This is a genomic window from Streptococcus sp. 121 (assembly GCF_016458205.1).
Classification (GTDB): Bacteria; Bacillota; Bacilli; order Lactobacillales; family Streptococcaceae; genus Streptococcus.
The window spans coordinates 62,730-78,010 of sequence record NZ_JAEMED010000004.1 but is presented as its reverse complement, the minus strand read 5'-3'; the positions used below and the strand labels follow the sequence as shown (position 1 = coordinate 78,010).

12 protein-coding genes and 1 pseudogene are annotated in these 15,281 nt (G+C 38.5%); 12 read left to right on the top strand and 1 reads right to left on the bottom strand.

Annotated elements, in window-relative coordinates:
* Positions 1-135 (top strand): annotated as a pseudogene (locus tag JEQ21_RS01465) (group II intron reverse transcriptase/maturase); the annotation flags it as partial.
* A gap of 556 nt (positions 136-691) precedes the next feature.
* On the opposite strand, the gene JEQ21_RS01460 reads toward JEQ21_RS01465, so the two are convergent.
* Positions 692-1,315 carry an HAD hydrolase-like protein gene (locus JEQ21_RS01460; RefSeq protein WP_199363660.1) on the bottom strand — a complete coding sequence of 208 codons (624 nt, stop codon included), beginning with the start codon at positions 1,313-1,315 and terminating at the stop codon, positions 692-694.
* Between the two features lie 158 nt (positions 1,316-1,473).
* On the opposite strand from JEQ21_RS01460, the gene JEQ21_RS01455 reads away from it, so the two are divergent.
* The 11 genes from JEQ21_RS01455 to JEQ21_RS01405 all read left to right on the top strand — a co-directional run bounded on the left by JEQ21_RS01455 (position 1,474) and on the right by JEQ21_RS01405 (position 15,135).
* Positions 1,474-2,250: a LysM peptidoglycan-binding domain-containing protein gene (locus JEQ21_RS01455; RefSeq protein WP_199363659.1), complete on the top strand. Its 777-nt coding sequence runs from the start codon at positions 1,474-1,476 to the stop codon at positions 2,248-2,250.
* A 145-nt stretch (positions 2,251-2,395) separates the two neighbouring features.
* The gene (gene mnmA, locus JEQ21_RS01450) at positions 2,396-3,517 is read left to right on the top strand and encodes a tRNA 2-thiouridine(34) synthase MnmA (RefSeq protein ID WP_199363658.1); all 1,122 of its coding nucleotides are present in this window, start codon (positions 2,396-2,398) and stop codon (positions 3,515-3,517) included.
* Positions 3,518-3,649: 132 nt separating this feature from the next.
* Positions 3,650-5,566: a tRNA uridine-5-carboxymethylaminomethyl(34) synthesis enzyme MnmG gene (gene mnmG / locus JEQ21_RS01445; protein WP_199363657.1), complete on the top strand. Its 1,917-nt coding sequence runs from the start codon at positions 3,650-3,652 to the stop codon at positions 5,564-5,566.
* A 334-nt stretch (positions 5,567-5,900) separates the two neighbouring features.
* On the top strand, positions 5,901-7,874 hold the full coding sequence (locus JEQ21_RS01440; RefSeq protein ID WP_199363656.1) for a DHH family phosphoesterase: 1,974 nt from the start codon (positions 5,901-5,903) through the stop codon (positions 7,872-7,874).
* The gene (gene rplI, locus JEQ21_RS01435; protein WP_199363655.1) at positions 7,871-8,323 is read left to right on the top strand and encodes a 50S ribosomal protein L9; all 453 of its coding nucleotides are present in this window, start codon (positions 7,871-7,873) and stop codon (positions 8,321-8,323) included. The genes JEQ21_RS01440 and rplI overlap by 4 nt, the downstream gene beginning before the upstream one ends.
* A 22-nt stretch (positions 8,324-8,345) precedes the next feature.
* Positions 8,346-9,695: a replicative DNA helicase gene (dnaB, locus tag JEQ21_RS01430; protein WP_199363654.1), complete on the top strand. Its 1,350-nt coding sequence runs from the start codon at positions 8,346-8,348 to the stop codon at positions 9,693-9,695.
* A gap of 2 nt (positions 9,696-9,697) precedes the next feature.
* Positions 9,698-9,973 (top strand): Veg family protein, encoded by a 276-nt coding sequence (locus JEQ21_RS01425; protein WP_196092359.1) that lies wholly within the window; start codon positions 9,698-9,700, stop codon positions 9,971-9,973.
* Positions 9,974-10,414: 441 nt separating this feature from the next.
* Complete coding sequence (locus JEQ21_RS01420) at positions 10,415-11,269, top strand: Rgg/GadR/MutR family transcriptional regulator (RefSeq protein ID WP_196090943.1); 855 nt, start codon at positions 10,415-10,417, stop codon at positions 11,267-11,269.
* Positions 11,270-11,984: 715 nt separating this feature from the next.
* Positions 11,985-13,196, top strand: a complete 1,212-nt coding sequence (locus tag JEQ21_RS01415) for a protein kinase family protein (RefSeq protein ID WP_199363653.1) — start codon at positions 11,985-11,987, stop codon at positions 13,194-13,196.
* Positions 13,193-13,924: a hypothetical protein gene (locus JEQ21_RS01410; RefSeq protein ID WP_199363652.1), complete on the top strand. Its 732-nt coding sequence runs from the start codon at positions 13,193-13,195 to the stop codon at positions 13,922-13,924. The genes JEQ21_RS01415 and JEQ21_RS01410 overlap by 4 nt, the downstream gene beginning before the upstream one ends.
* Complete coding sequence (locus JEQ21_RS01405) at positions 13,915-15,135, top strand: transporter (protein WP_199363651.1); 1,221 nt, start codon at positions 13,915-13,917, stop codon at positions 15,133-15,135. The genes JEQ21_RS01410 and JEQ21_RS01405 overlap by 10 nt, the downstream gene beginning before the upstream one ends.
* The last annotated feature ends 146 nt before the right edge of the window (positions 15,136-15,281 follow it).

Here is a 15,281-nt window from a genome sequence, read left to right as displayed (position 1 = left end):
TGGGGTGACCACTATCAACTAGTAGCACAAAAGTCAGTATTAAAGAGAGCAATATCAAAACCAGTCCTCGCCAAACGAGGACTGGTCAGCTGTCTCGATTACTACTTAAAACGACATGCGTTAAAAGCTAATTGAACCGCCGTGTGCCGAACGGCACGCACGGTGGTGTGAGAGGGACTATCCATTAGTCCCTACTCGATTATACTTATGACCATTTTAAAATCTGATTGCGTTCATCCTCTTCTCCAATCTTTGTTGGATTGATGGCTAGCTACGCTTGCTTATACTCATTGGATTTCAAAATCTGACTTTGTCAAGCCTCTTTGATGAATGTTATCATCAGTTTCCTCGTCATTTTTTTGAAATTCTGCGAGTATTCAGATTTTGAAATTAGTTAAGTATTAATGGGATATAACTGAGGCTGGGCAAAAAGTATCAGTCTCGAACTTTTATTTAGCAAAAACTCTTTGACGCAGTGGTTGATTCGCTTAAACAGCTAAAAGGCTGTTTGAGTTAATAGATAGGAGAGCGAAGCAAATAACAACTGTTCGCCTTTTATAGAGAACAGTTCGTGTTCTCTTATCCAGAAACTCAAGAAGTCATTTCTTGACTCTTTGACCTCCAAAAAGTACCTAATCAACGGAGTTCTTTCCCACTCCCAGTCTTTTCAGATTTTGAACTGTTATGAGTATTATTTAAAAAATGAGGCTAAGTCTTGTGTTTTAGTTAGTAAAACTTGTGCACCGTTTTCGGTTAGTGAATCGGAGGTACCATAGCCCCATTCAACTCCGATGCTACCAATTTCTAAATCACGGCCAGCTGCCATATCAAAGAGGGTATCTCCAATGATAAAACTTTGTTCTTTAGGGGATTCTGCGACTTCTAAGCCTCGTTTGAGGACATCGATTTTATCGTGGGAATCTGGAAGTGCTCCAAAAATTTCCTGAAAATAAGATTGGAATCTAAAATGTTGGACCATAACTTGGGCCATAGGTTGATTTTTACTAGTGGTAATCGCTAAATAGTGTCCTTGCTCCTTTAAAGCCTGGAGAGCTTTCTTTATCCCAGGGTATGGGGTGGCCTGGTAAACTCCCTTTTCTTTATAGTAACTTCGAAATAGGCCAATAGCTTCTTCTACTTTATCTTCAGGAAGATAGAAGGCAAAGGATCGTTCGAGAGGTGGTCCAATTAGGGTGTCTAACTCTGAATCCTGAGGAACAGGAAGATTCAGAGTTGTGAAAGCATATCGAAAGGCCGCTTTAATTCCTGGACCACTATCAACTAAAGTTCCATCTAAATCAAAAAATAAAAACATAAATTCTCCTTTACAATAAGTATACCATAAGGAAAATGACTAGGAATGTAAAGAACCTAACCAATCTCCTTCACAGAACTGTAAAACTACTCCGAATATTGCTATCTTTCCGTAATATTACTGGGATAGAATAAGGTCATATAAGAAAGGAACTTTACATGAAACGAAAGAATTATTATCTACTAACAGGTTTGGCAACTCTTCTCGTAGCCGCTTCTGCAAGTGCTGCGTCGGCTGATTCCTATACTGTAAAATCTGGAGATACCTTATCAAAAATTGCAGCAGAAAGACAAACAACTGTTGACAATATTGTAAAGCTAAATAATATTAAAAATCCGAATGTGATTCACATTGGTCAAGTATTGGAGTTAACAACAGGGACTCCGAATGCTACAAGCGAGCAAATTGTATCAGAAGAAACAACTGTCAATCAACCGCAAGATGCTGTCGTGCTAGAAGCAAGTTCTGAACAAGGAAACACTTCTCAAGCAGTTGTTCAAAGCCAAGAGATATCAGAAATTCAGCAAGAAGTTATCAATGAAACTGTCAAGAGTCCAGAAGATTCAGCAGCTGTTACTTCATCAGCATCACAAACACCGAAAGTTGAGAATGATCCATCAAGTTCTGAATCAGATCCGGTTGTAGCATCTGAGCCAGAAACACCAGCACCAGTTCAAGAACAATCCACAGCAACTGCATCAAGCTTGTCAAGTGATGAGCAAGCAGCCAAGGAGTGGATCGCTCAAAAAGAATCTAGTGGGAGCTATACCGCACAAAATGGAATTTACTATGGTCGTTACCAACTAACCCTTTCCTATTTAAATGGAGACCTTTCTCCAGAAAACCAGGAGCGGGTAGCAGATGAGTATGTAAAAAATCGCTATGGTTCTTGGGTACAAGCCCATCAATTTTGGTTAGCCAACGGATGGTATTAATAGCCCTGTGTTACCTCCACTGAACACAAAAATTATTCAGTGGAGGATTTTTTTGTTTCGTGTTATAATAAGCCTTGCTCAAAACGACCTTCAAATCGTTGAAAGCGCGCACGGAAACGTGACAAACGAAAGATGGGAGAAAACTATGAGTGTTCCTTCAAAAACACGAGTTGTTGTGGGAATGAGTGGAGGGGTTGACTCCTCCGTAACAGCCCTCTTGTTAAAAGAACAAGGCTATGACGTCGTTGGCATCTTTATGAAAAACTGGGATGACACTGATGAAAATGGTTTTTGTACGGCAACAGAAGATTACAAAGATGTTGCTGCAGTAGCAGATCAAATTGGAATTCCTTACTACTCAGTCAATTTTGAGAAAGAGTACTGGGATCGGGTCTTTGAATATTTTCTAGCAGAGTATAGAGCTGGTCGAACTCCGAATCCAGATGTTATGTGTAACAAGGAAATTAAATTTAAGGCCTTTCTTGACTATGCGATGGAACTAGGAGCTGACTATGTAGCAACTGGCCACTATGCCCAAGTAGAACGTGATGAAAACGGTCAAGTCCGGATGCTTCGGGGGAAAGATCAAAATAAAGATCAAACCTATTTTCTTAGTCAGTTATTGCAAGAACAACTTCAGAAGACACTGTTTCCATTGGGTCACTTGGAAAAAGCTGAAGTCCGTAAAATTGCTGAAGAAGCTGGCTTAGCAACTGCTAAGAAAAAGGATTCAACAGGAATCTGTTTTATCGGAGAAAAGAATTTTAAGGAATTTCTCAGTAACTACCTACCAGCAACACCAGGTCGGATGATGACCATGGAAGGTCGTGACATGGGGGAACATGCTGGACTTATGTATTACACCATTGGTCAACGAGGAGGACTCGGAATTGGTGGTCAAGAAGGTGGCGATAATCAACCGTGGTTTGTGGTTGGAAAAGACTTAGAACAGAATATTTTATATGTAGGTCAAGGTTTCCACCACGAAAACCTCATGTCAACGAAATTGACAGCTAGTCAAGTTAGCTTTACACATAAAATGCCAAAAACTTTTGAAATGAAGTGTACCGCTAAGTTTCGTTATAGGCAGCCAGATGCTGAGGTGACAGTTTCTGTAAATGGTGACAAGGCGACTGTCAACTTTGCAGAAGAACAACGGGCTATTACACCAGGTCAAGCAGTCGTATTTTATAACGGAGATGAGTGCTTAGGTGGTGGTCTGATTGACCAAGCTTATATGAATGATCAAGTACGTCAGTACATATAAATTGACAAGTTATCCAAATATGCTACAATACTAAAAAGCAAATACAATGATGGTCAAAGCTCATGGGATTTGCAGGTTTTTTTGCCTGCAATCAAATGAAGCCTTGACCTTTTTTTGTGAAAGGAAGAAAGAATGACAAGACAGTTTGCGGAAACCTATGATGTAATCGTCATTGGTGCTGGCCATGCAGGAGTAGAAGCTTCCCTTGCCGCTGCCCGGATGGGATGTAAAACTCTTTTGGCAACTATTAATATAGAAATGTTGGCTTTTATGCCTTGTAATCCTTCAATCGGGGGATCGGCTAAAGGGATTGTGGTTCGTGAAGTAGATGCTCTTGGTGGCGAAATGGCTAAGAATATCGATAAAACGTATATTCAAATGAAAATGTTGAATACAGGTAAAGGTCCAGCTGTCCGAGCTTTGCGTGCCCAAGCAGACAAGGAATTGTATGCTAAGGAGATGAGGAAAACTGTTGAAAATCAAGAAAACTTGACACTTCGCCAAACCATGGTTGATGAAATCTTGGTTGAAGATAAAAAGGTAATTGGGATTCGCACCGCAACCAATCAAGAGTTTGGTGCTAAAACAGTTATTGTTACGACCGGTACAGCCTTACGTGGAGAAATCATTATCGGAGATTTGAAATATTCTTCAGGTCCTAACCATAGCATTGCCTCTGTCAAGCTAGCTGATAACCTCAAAGAGTTAGGATTTGAAATTGGTCGTTTTAAAACGGGAACTCCTCCTCGAGTCAAGGCATCTTCGATTGACTATAGTGAAACAGAAATTCAACCTGGTGATGATGTTCCGAATCATTTCTCCTACCGTTCTAAGGATGAGGACTATTTAAAGGATCAAGTTCCTTGCTGGTTAACGTATACGAATAACGAGAGTCATCAAATTATTCAAGATAATTTACACCGTGCTCCAATGTTTACAGGAGTTGTTGAGGGAGTAGGACCACGTTACTGTCCATCTATTGAAGATAAGATTGTCCGCTTCGCAGATAAAGAAAGACACCAGCTTTTCTTGGAGCCTGAAGGACGAGATACGGAAGAAGTCTACATTCAGGGATTGTCAACAAGCCTCCCAGAAGATGTTCAACGGGAACTCGTACACTCCATCAAGGGGTTAGAAAAAGCAGAGATGATGCGGACAGGCTATGCGATTGAATACGATATGATTCTCCCACATCAATTACGAGCTACCCTTGAAACGAAGAAAATTTCAGGTCTCTTTACAGCCGGTCAAACAAATGGGACATCGGGATACGAAGAAGCAGCTGGTCAAGGAATTATGGCTGGTATCAATGCAGCTTTAAAAGTATTGGGAAAACCAGAACTAATCCTTAAACGAAGTGACGGCTATATTGGTGTTATGATTGATGATTTGGTAACCAAAGGAACCTTGGAACCCTATCGTCTTTTGACCAGTCGTGCAGAGTACCGTTTGATTCTACGTCATGATAATGCGGATATGCGCTTAACTGAGATTGGTCGTTCTATTGGCTTGGTTGATGATGAACGGTGGGAAGATTTCCAAATGAAAAAGACTCGTTTCCAAACCGAAATGGAACGGTTGGAGTCTCATAAACTAAAACCTACCGCAGAAACGAATAAACAAGTCACAGAACTTGGCTTCAAACCGTTAGCGGATGCCCTAACAGCAAAAGAATTCCTTCGCAGGCCTGAAGTAAGCTATGATGACTTAGTTAATTTCATTGGACCTGCTCCAATGGAAATCGATGATAAGGTTAAAGAATTATTGGAAACTGAAATCAAATACGAAGGGTATATTCAAAAAGCACTTGACCAAGTTGACAAGATGAAACGAATGGAAGAAAAACATATTCCAGCGGATATTGACTGGGATGACATTGATTCCATTGCTACAGAAGCTCGGCAAAAATTCAAACAGATTAATCCAGAAACGATTGGTCAAGCCAGTCGAATCTCCGGTGTCAATCCAGCAGATATTTCGATCCTAATGGTTTATTTAGAGGGAAAATCTCGCAGTATTTCCAAACGTCAAGAACAGGTAAAGAAATAAAATTATAGAAGAAACCCGGCTGAATTCAGCTGGGTTTCTTATGTGTAAAGATTAATTGACGCTATATTTACAATACATTTACTGATCGATGACACTTTACACATCCAGTAAATCCACCCGCATATAGCCATTCTAACGTGGCTAAGTCGTATATTTCTTATTTAAGACTAGGAGGTGATGATTCTTTGTTAATAAAACTTGACAAAAACAGTTGGACCTTTAACATTATAATAGGTTAATGCTAGCCAAATAGCCTTTCTCAAATCCTTGCTTTTTACAGTGAGTTGTTGGTGTAACTGGGCCTTTATGGTAAAATAACAGGAAGAGGTTTAAGATGAAAAGATTTCCCCTATCTCCCTTCCATTATTTTATGATTGGCATTATCTTTTTGGGTATTCTTTCTGTGGTTTGGCAACATTCCATGAATGGTATCCCCATTGCGATTACCATAATATTGATGGGCGCTCTTGTCTTGTTACTCCTATTAGATCAAGAAGTAATTGTCAGTCAGGTGGAAGAAGAACAACAGAAACAACTAGAAGATCGAGTTGAAAACAGCTTGGCCAATCTCATTAACAAGATTCCAATTGGGATTATGAAACTGAACGAGGAAACCGGTCAAATTGACTGGTATAATCCCTACGCTGAGCTTATTTTTGCCGGTGAAGATGGTGTGCTGGATATGCAGACAATCCAGTCAGTTTTGGAGTCTTCTCAAGGAGAAGGCAGTCATTACGTTGCAATTGGAGAGAGAACCTATGCGGTTCATTTGGATCAAAGCGGTCATATGGTTTACTTTTTTGATGCAAGTAGTGAGTACAATGCGGCGGAGGAATTAGCAACTACACGACCAGTTATCGGGGCTATCTCTCTGGATAATTATGATGATTTTAGAGATGGCTTATCCGACTCGGAGGTCAGCAGTGTCAACAGTTTTATTGCTGATTTTGTCTCCCGATTTGCGGATGATTATAAGATGTTCTATCGTCGAGTTGATGCTGATCGTTACTACTTATTTACCGATTATACGGTTCTAGACCAACTAATGAAAGACAAGTTCGCGATTATTGATGTGTTTCGAAGCGAAGCAAAGGAGAAGAATCTCCCGCTTACCCTTAGTATGGGGTTTGCCTATGGTGATGGAGATCATGCTTCTATTGGAAAAACAGCCCTCGAGAATTTGAACTTAGCCCTAGTTCGTGGTGGAGACCAGGCCGTAGTACGTGAAAACAGGGAAGGTAAAAATCCGATCTACTTCGGAGGAGGTAGTGTCTCAGCCGTAAAAAGGACTCGTACTCGTACCCGGGCCATGATGACAGCCATCTCAGACAAGATTCGCTCTGCAGACCAGGTCTTTATCGTTGGTCACCGCAATCTAGACTTAGACGCACTAGGGGCTTCCGTTGGAATGCAGAAATTTGCAGAGATTCAAAGTGAGCAGGCTTATGCTGTCTATAATCCAACTGAGTTAGCCCCAGATATCGAGCGTGCCATCAAAAGCTTGCAAGCCGAAGAGAAGACTAAGTTGCTGACCTTAGAGGAAGCCATGCCACGTGTGACTCGTCAATCTCTGTTAATTATGGTGGACCACTCTAAAATTAACTTGACTCTCTCGAAAGAATTCTACGAACAATTTAGCCAGACAATTGTTATTGACCATCACCGACGTGATGAAAACTTCCCTGAAAATGTGGTTATCACTTACATTGAAAGTGGGGCTAGCAGCGCTTGTGAATTAGTGACCGAACTTATTCAGTTCCAAAACGCCAAGTCAAATCGTCTCAGTAAAATTCAAGCTAGCATTTTAATGGCCGGCATCATGTTGGATACCAAGAATTTTTCGGTTCAGGTAACCAACCGGACTTTTGATGTGGCTAGCTATTTGCGAAGCAGAGGCAGTGATAGCACTTTCATTAAGGAAATTATGGCCACAGACTTTGAGGAATATCGACGTGTCAATGAATTGATTCTCCAAGGCCAACGATTGAGTCCTGCGATTGTTTTGGCAGTAGCCCCAGAAAATATCTATCACTCCACAATTGAACTTAGCAAAGCTGCGGACACAATCCTAAGCATGTCTGGTATAGAGGCAGCCTTTGTCATGAGTCAGCTGGACCCTGATACCATTGGGATTTCAGCGCGTAGTCGCAGTCGAATCAACGTACAGAGAATTATGGAGGAGATGGGCGGTGGAGGTCACTTTAACCTGGCGGCAGCCCAACTGCGAGGTGTAGACCTCTCCATGGTGACGACTCGGCTAAAAGATGTTATTATAAATGAAACGCAAGAAAAGGAGACGGATAGATGAAAGTTATTTTCTTAGAAGATGTAAAAGGTAAGGGAAAAAAAGGTGAAATCAAGGAAGTTCCGACAGGTTACGCACAAAACTTCCTCATCAAGAAACATCTAGCCAAAGAGGCTACTGCTCAGGCAATTGGGGAACTCCGCGGTAAGCAAAAATCACAAGAAAAAGCTCATGCAGAAATGGTTGCAGAGGCAGAAAGCATTAAGGCTCAACTGGCGAAAGAAGAAACAGTTGTTCGCTTTACAGAGAAAGTGGGACCAGATGGTCGGACCTTTGGTTCCATTACCAGCAAGAAAATTGCAGAGGAATTACAGAAACAATTTGGAATTAAAGTTGAAAAACGAAATATCCACCTAGATCATCAGCTTCGATCCATCGGATCCGTCGAGGTTCCAGTGAAACTCTATCAGGATGTGACTGGTGAAATCAAAGTCTATATCCAAGAGGCTTAATTCAAGGATGTAAGGAGGAGAAATGGCCAATCTGGAAGAATTGCGTACTCAACCGCAAGATATTTTAGCAGAGCAATCTGTTCTAGGGGCTATTTTTTTGGATGAAAGTAAGCTGGTTTATGTCCGTGAGTACATTGAACCAGCTGACTTTTTTAAATATGCGAATCGCCTCATTTTTCAGGCCATGATTGACTTGAATGATCAGGGAGATGTCATTGACGCGACCACCATGAGAGCCATTTTGGAGGCCCAAGGAGATCTGGAAAATATCGGCGGTTTTTCCTATTTAGTTGAGGTTGTTAACGCAGTTCCGACTAGCTCAAATGCAGAATACTATGCTAAAATTGTGGCCGACATGGCCATGCGCCGTCGTTTTATTGCTCGTTTAACAGAAAGTATCAACCAGGCTTATGAGGGATCTGCGGGAACAGATGAACTGATTGCAGTTGCCGAAAAAAACCTGATTGATTTAAATGAAAATAGTAATAAGAGTGGATTTCGGAACATCAAGGATATTCTCAATATAAATTTTGAGAGTCTGGAAGCCCGGTCTCAGCAAACATCTGATGTTACAGGGGTTCCAACTGGATTTATCGAGTTAGATAAGATGACCACTGGATTTCATGAAGATCAACTGATCATCCTCGGTGCTCGACCAGGGGTCGGAAAAACTGCTTTTGCACTGAACATTGCTCAAAATATTGGTAGCAAAACGGGAATGACGGTTGCCATCTTCTCGCTAGAGATGGGAGCTGAAAGTATGGTTGATCGAATGCTTTCATCAGAAGGACTCATTCATAACCATGCTATTAAGACAGGACAATTGACGGATGAGGAATGGCGTAAAGTTACCATTGCCCAAGCCAACCTGGCATCCGCCCCAATCTATATTGATGATACTGCAGGTATCAGGATTACTGAAATTCGATCACGTGCCCGAAAACTAGCTAAAGAAACAGGGAACTTAGGGCTCATCTTAATCGACTATTTGCAGTTGATTACAGGAACTGGTCGAGAAAACCGACAACAAGAAGTATCGGAAATTTCCCGCCAACTAAAAATTCTAGCCAAAGAGCTAAAGGTGCCAGTCTTGGCTCTCAGTCAGCTATCACGGGGACTTGAACAACGTCAAGATAAACGCCCGGTTCTTTCGGATATTCGTGAATCTGGATCCATTGAGCAGGATGCGGATATCGTAGCCTTCCTCTATCGTGATGACTATTACCGCAGTGAAGGTGAGGAAGATACAGAGCCAAACAACAAGATTGAGGTCATTATAGAGAAAAACCGGAGCGGGGCGCGTGGGACCGTCGAACTCCTATTCCAAAAAGAATATTTTAAGTTTTCAAGCATATCCAAAAGAGAGGAATAACCATGAGTGATGCATTTACAGACGTTGCTAAAATGAAAAAAATTAAAGAAGACATAAAAAACCATGAAGGTAAGATGGTTGAAATGACCTTGGAACACGGCCGCAAACGCCAAAAAACCAAGATTGGTCGTCTTATTGAGGTTTATCCATCCCTCTTCATTGTTGAATACAACAATGTCGGAAGTCTACCTGGCGAAATTACCAATACCTACGTTGAGTCATACACCTACTCTGATATCCTCACCGAAAAAACACTCATTAACTATCTGAGTGAGTGAGGCAGAGCCAGTATCCACAACCATCGTTCTGCTCACAGTTCGATGGTTTTTTATAGTCTTTTCGTTTACTTTTGTATAAGGCAGCGAGTCGTAGACAGCTCAATCTTGAGGGAGATTTTGAGATTACTGATAAAACTTTTGAAGAAAGTTTCAGTGAAGTACGGCAAGACGAGCTAACACAGTAATAAAAGACAAACTAATACTTAACTGATTTCAAAATCAGAATACTAGCGGGATTTCAAAAAAAATGACGAGGAAAGCCGATGAAGATAGAACTAAAGTTCATCAAAGAGGCTTGACAAAGTCAGATTTCAAAATCCAATGAGTATAAAAGAGTATACATGACTCCTAAGTCGTAATCTATTATACTTCTTGACAATTTCTGACTTAAAAATATATAGTGATAATGTGATCCTACTGAAACAATCAAGGAGATGTAATATGAATTATATGGGTGAAGTTTTTAGGGAGCTAAGACAAAGTCGAAAGATTTCTTTAAAAGATGCTACGGGTGGGGAATTTTCCTATTCGATGTTAAGTAAATTTGAAAAAGGGGAATCTGATTTGACTATATCAAAACTTTTAACTGCCCTTGAAAATATTCATACAGAATTAGATGAATTTACCTTTCTTGTTAATGGCTTTAAACAGACCCCTTATAATGAACTTCAAGACAAAATATGGAAAGCAATAGAGTCTAGAGACATGTCTCAATTGCAAACTCTGTACGAATTAGAACTTCTGAATTATCGAATGGAAGAAGATCAAAAATACCTGTTAAATGCTCTCGTTATTAAAGCTCATTTTGTTATATTAGATCCAGAATTTGAAGTTACCAATTTAGATCTTGAAGTATTGTATGATTACTTGTTTTTCATTGATATTTGGGGAGAGTTTGAATTGCGTTTATTTTCGGACATAGCCCCTCTCCTACCATTAGATCTGTATTATCAATATTGTCGTGAGATGTTGCAAAAAGTGGACTACTTAGGTGCTATGCCTAAAAATAGAAACTATGTCCAAACCATACTTTTAAATGGACTTTTTAAAGCGATTGATTCTAAGCAATTAGTTAAGGCAGCGTACTTTGATCAACAGATTCGAAAAAATTTTTTTGAAGAAAATGAAACTTATCTTCGAATTGTATATAGATTTGCAGATGGGGCCCATGATAGGATAAAAGGAAATGAAGCTATAGGTCTTAAGAAGATGGAAGAAGCTGTTGAAATTTTAAACATCTTAGATTGTAGTGAAAGTGCAAAATATTATGCCTCAATTCTCGAAAACTTCATTTGAGATATTTGAATAAATGACAATCGTTGATTTAGGTAAGCTATACTCATTTAATTTAAATTCGGGATATTCACGATAGTTCCTATGGATGAATAGGGAATCTAGTGGGGATTGTTTTACAGGGCCGAGAGTGCTCAAGAACATTCTAGATAAACGAATATGCTAGCGATCAAGGACGTGTTTAAGGAGTCTGAATATATTTTATTTAGATACTAATAAAAAGAGTTGACATCTCTGTTAAGAATGGAGGTAGGTTAGCTCTTTTTTTATTTTTCTCAAGTAAGGGATAAGAAAATATTCCAATTTTTATAAATATTGGAATAAAAATTTATAATCTTTTTAATACATAAAGGAGGTAAAACAGATGACACAATTTGTTCGTGATGCAAATAAATTACAAGCTCAATCACAAATTCTAGTTCTTACATATAGATGTAAGATTGGTTGATTAGAATAATAGAGAAGGAAATGAACACTTTGATTGAATTAAAAGTGTTCATTTTACTCTAATTTTAAATTTAGAAGAAATATTTTGTTAGGGAGAATAATATGAGGAAGCCTACTTTTACCAAGTATTGTGAATTTAATTCAAAGGAATACTCCAAAACAACATCATTTGAAGCGAGGTTTGAACGCTTTATTGAAAAAAAGTAGAGAAGATTCGAAAACATCCAGAAAAATATCCGAATATTCTTGTATTAGAGGATGGAGAATAAAAATGTTTACTTATTACGATAGTTCAAAGTATCTTCTGCCAGAATTTGGCTTTAAAATCCATATTTCAGGTACTTGGGAAAACTATAGGGAAATTTATAGAAGGACTATTCCATTTCTAATAGATAGGGATATTTCCTTTAAATATATAAAAGATAAAGAAGATGTTTTATTTAATTTATCGACTGAGGAATCTCCTTCTGAATCTGGAAAATTAATTACAATATACCCTGAGAACAGAAATCATTGTATAGAGATTTTAAATGAACTCTATGATCTCCTTCCTTCAAATATAGAAGGTGTTTATATACTTAGTGATCGGAATTATTATGATTCGAATATTTTGTTTTACCGGTACGGCTGTATCAAGGTTGATAAAGACAAGCTCATAAATGGTCTTCCGACTTTAATCTGTTCTGATGGAAAAATATGGCAGGATTTCCAAAGAACCTATTTTGAATTACCTAATTGGATTGAAGATTTACAAGAAAAGCAAGTTTTTAAACCATCTTATTTAGGTAATACCTATGAAATAGAAAATTTAATAAAGCAGAGTAATGGTGGAAACGTATATAAAGCTAAACGAATGGATAATGGAAAAAATGTTGTTATAAAGGAAAGTAGACCCTACATCCATGTTTTTGAAGAAATACAGAAGAAAATGTTGAAAGAGAATGAGTGGAATATACTTGAAAATTTTAGGTCTTCAGTTAGAAAAATTGAAAAAGTGAAAGAGTGGCTCAACTATTACTATATTTATGAATATATAGACGGAGAGGATATTGTAACATTCTGTGATAATCTAAATCTCTTTTCTTATTTTTCGTCTAACGTAGATAAAAATTTGAATCATTGTAAGCAACTTCTCACTATATTTACCAAAATTATTCAAACTGTCTATCATTTTCACAAACAAGGTGTGATTCTACACGATATTCATCCAAGCAATTTCATTGTCGACAATCATAAGGAAGTTCATTTTATTGATTTTGAAAATTCATATATTGATGGAACAAAGCCTCATACTGGTATTTATTCAGATGTGTCTTTGAAGAATTGGAACAGACTTAATGGGAAGATAGCAGATTGTTATAAGGTTGGTAATACCCTACTTTATTTATTAGGAAGATTGCAGTTGACGGACGAAAGAGATCGACTACCTGAAGTAAACAATTTATTATTACAAAAAAAATACATACGAACATTGATGAATTGATTCAATATTTACTAGGTGAAAATCCAGATATAGAAACAGCTTTGTATTTAATTCAGAATCGTATTTATGCCCTGAAACGCTCAAATACGAAACAGCTGATTCATATTTCGGAATGCAACACATCTCACCTAGGATTTGACCTTTTAGAATTTGTTCAACTTCAGGAGGAAAGATTCTCAAACTACAAGGAAGTCCTACAGGATAAAAAAAGATTCTACTCAGTGTTAACTCAAGAAAAAAGACTTGGTTTGGATGGTGTTATGGGATTACTCGTTTATCTGAAATCAATAGACTACGATCAAGTAGTTATAGATAGGTGTATCACGTCGGTGTTGGATAATTTAGTAACCGTGGATAATCATCTGAAAGGGGTGAGGATCTCAGATGTGAGCGTATCACCATATCTATTCAATGGAACAGCTGGAATTATTTTAGGTCTGATGTATATTGATTTTGAGAAATATTATGATGAGATTATTCAATTGTCAAAAACTTTGAATATGGAATATGCTCAGTCAGGAAGCTTTTTGTATGGGATGTTGGGCATAGCTCAAGTGCTACTAGAATTGTATACCTACACAAAGCAAGACGCCTATCTTTATACCGCTAGAGAATTGATTATTAGTAGTGGCATTTTGGCAAAAAGTGACGAGGAATTGCAGTCAGAGTATCTGTTTGTGGCTCATCAATATTCAGAAATTAGGAAGGAGGATACCGCGTGCATTTAGTTTTTAGGCATAGCTTTTACCGTGTGATTACAGCATCACGCCTACTGAACTCAATAGGTTCGTATTTGTATAATTTGGTTTTTGTAATTTATGCAACTACACTCCCTGAAGCCAATTGGGCTGTCTTTCTCGCAAATATGACTGCTATAGTCCCGACTATCTTTACATTTTGGGTTGGAGTAAAGGCCGATGAGACGCGACAAAAAGCTAAATGGATGATTAATTTAGGTTGGGTTCAAGCGGGTCTTTTTACCTTGATTGCTGTAATGATTGGGAACAAAACTTTTCTTGTTTTTTCGGTGGTTTGTATCCTCAATTTTTTGAGTGATCTAATTAGCGACTACATTGCAGGTCTTCGCTTGCCTATCATGCAATATAATCTTGCTAAAGAAGATTTATTTGAGGCATATTCCTTTGCTCAATTTTCGACCTATCTGGCCAATATTCTTGGACAAGGATTAGGTATCTATTTACTAACACTCTCTGATAATAATTTTACCTTTGTTGCCTTTATCAATGCTGTGAGTTTCGCTCTTTCTTCCCTTCTTCTTTGGAGAAATAAAGAAAAACTAACACATCAAACCGTTATTTCTAATAGTAAGAAGCAGTCTCTTTTCCAACAGTTTGGGGAAATGTATAAGCAAATGGAAGATATATTTAGAAAGCATAGTACAAGTAACTTTGCTTATCTACTCCTGTCTATATTGATTTTAAACGCACTAGGTGGCTCTGTTAGCAGTATTTATCATTTTTACTTCATGGAGCATACTCTATTCAATTTAACCTATGGAGAGTCGCTTTTAGTGATGGAGTTAATTCTTCTTTTAGGGGCTATCATCGGGAGTCTAACACCCCATGACTTTTTTTCAAAACAGGAGTTTTCTTTTATTTTACAATTTAATGCAAGTCTTTTTATTGTAGTTGGATTATTGAATGTTTTGGGGCTAGCGATTTGGCTTGGTTTCCCCTTCCTATTCGGGGCGGCCTATCTCATGGGTAAGCTCACTCCCAAATTAGATGCCTTGATGATGGAGCATCTTCCTTCTGAGACCTTGGCGCAAAGTGATCACTTTATTGGACTTCTTTTCACTCTGTCTCTTCCTATCGGTACATTTTTTTTCTCAACGCTGGCGGTCTATAGTAGCGCTTTGACCTGGATATGTTTTAGCTTAGCGGCCGTAGTTATCTTTTTCTTTTCTTTCAAAAAATAAAAACTTTACAGGGGAGACTTGGTATGCTACAATAGAGGACGTGTGAAATAGCAGCAGAAAAATATGAAGCTCGTCAACAGGAAGTCCCAGTAAGTAACCCTTGCTGTTTGGGCGAAGGTTTCCTGCACGAATCAGGATTTTTCAAG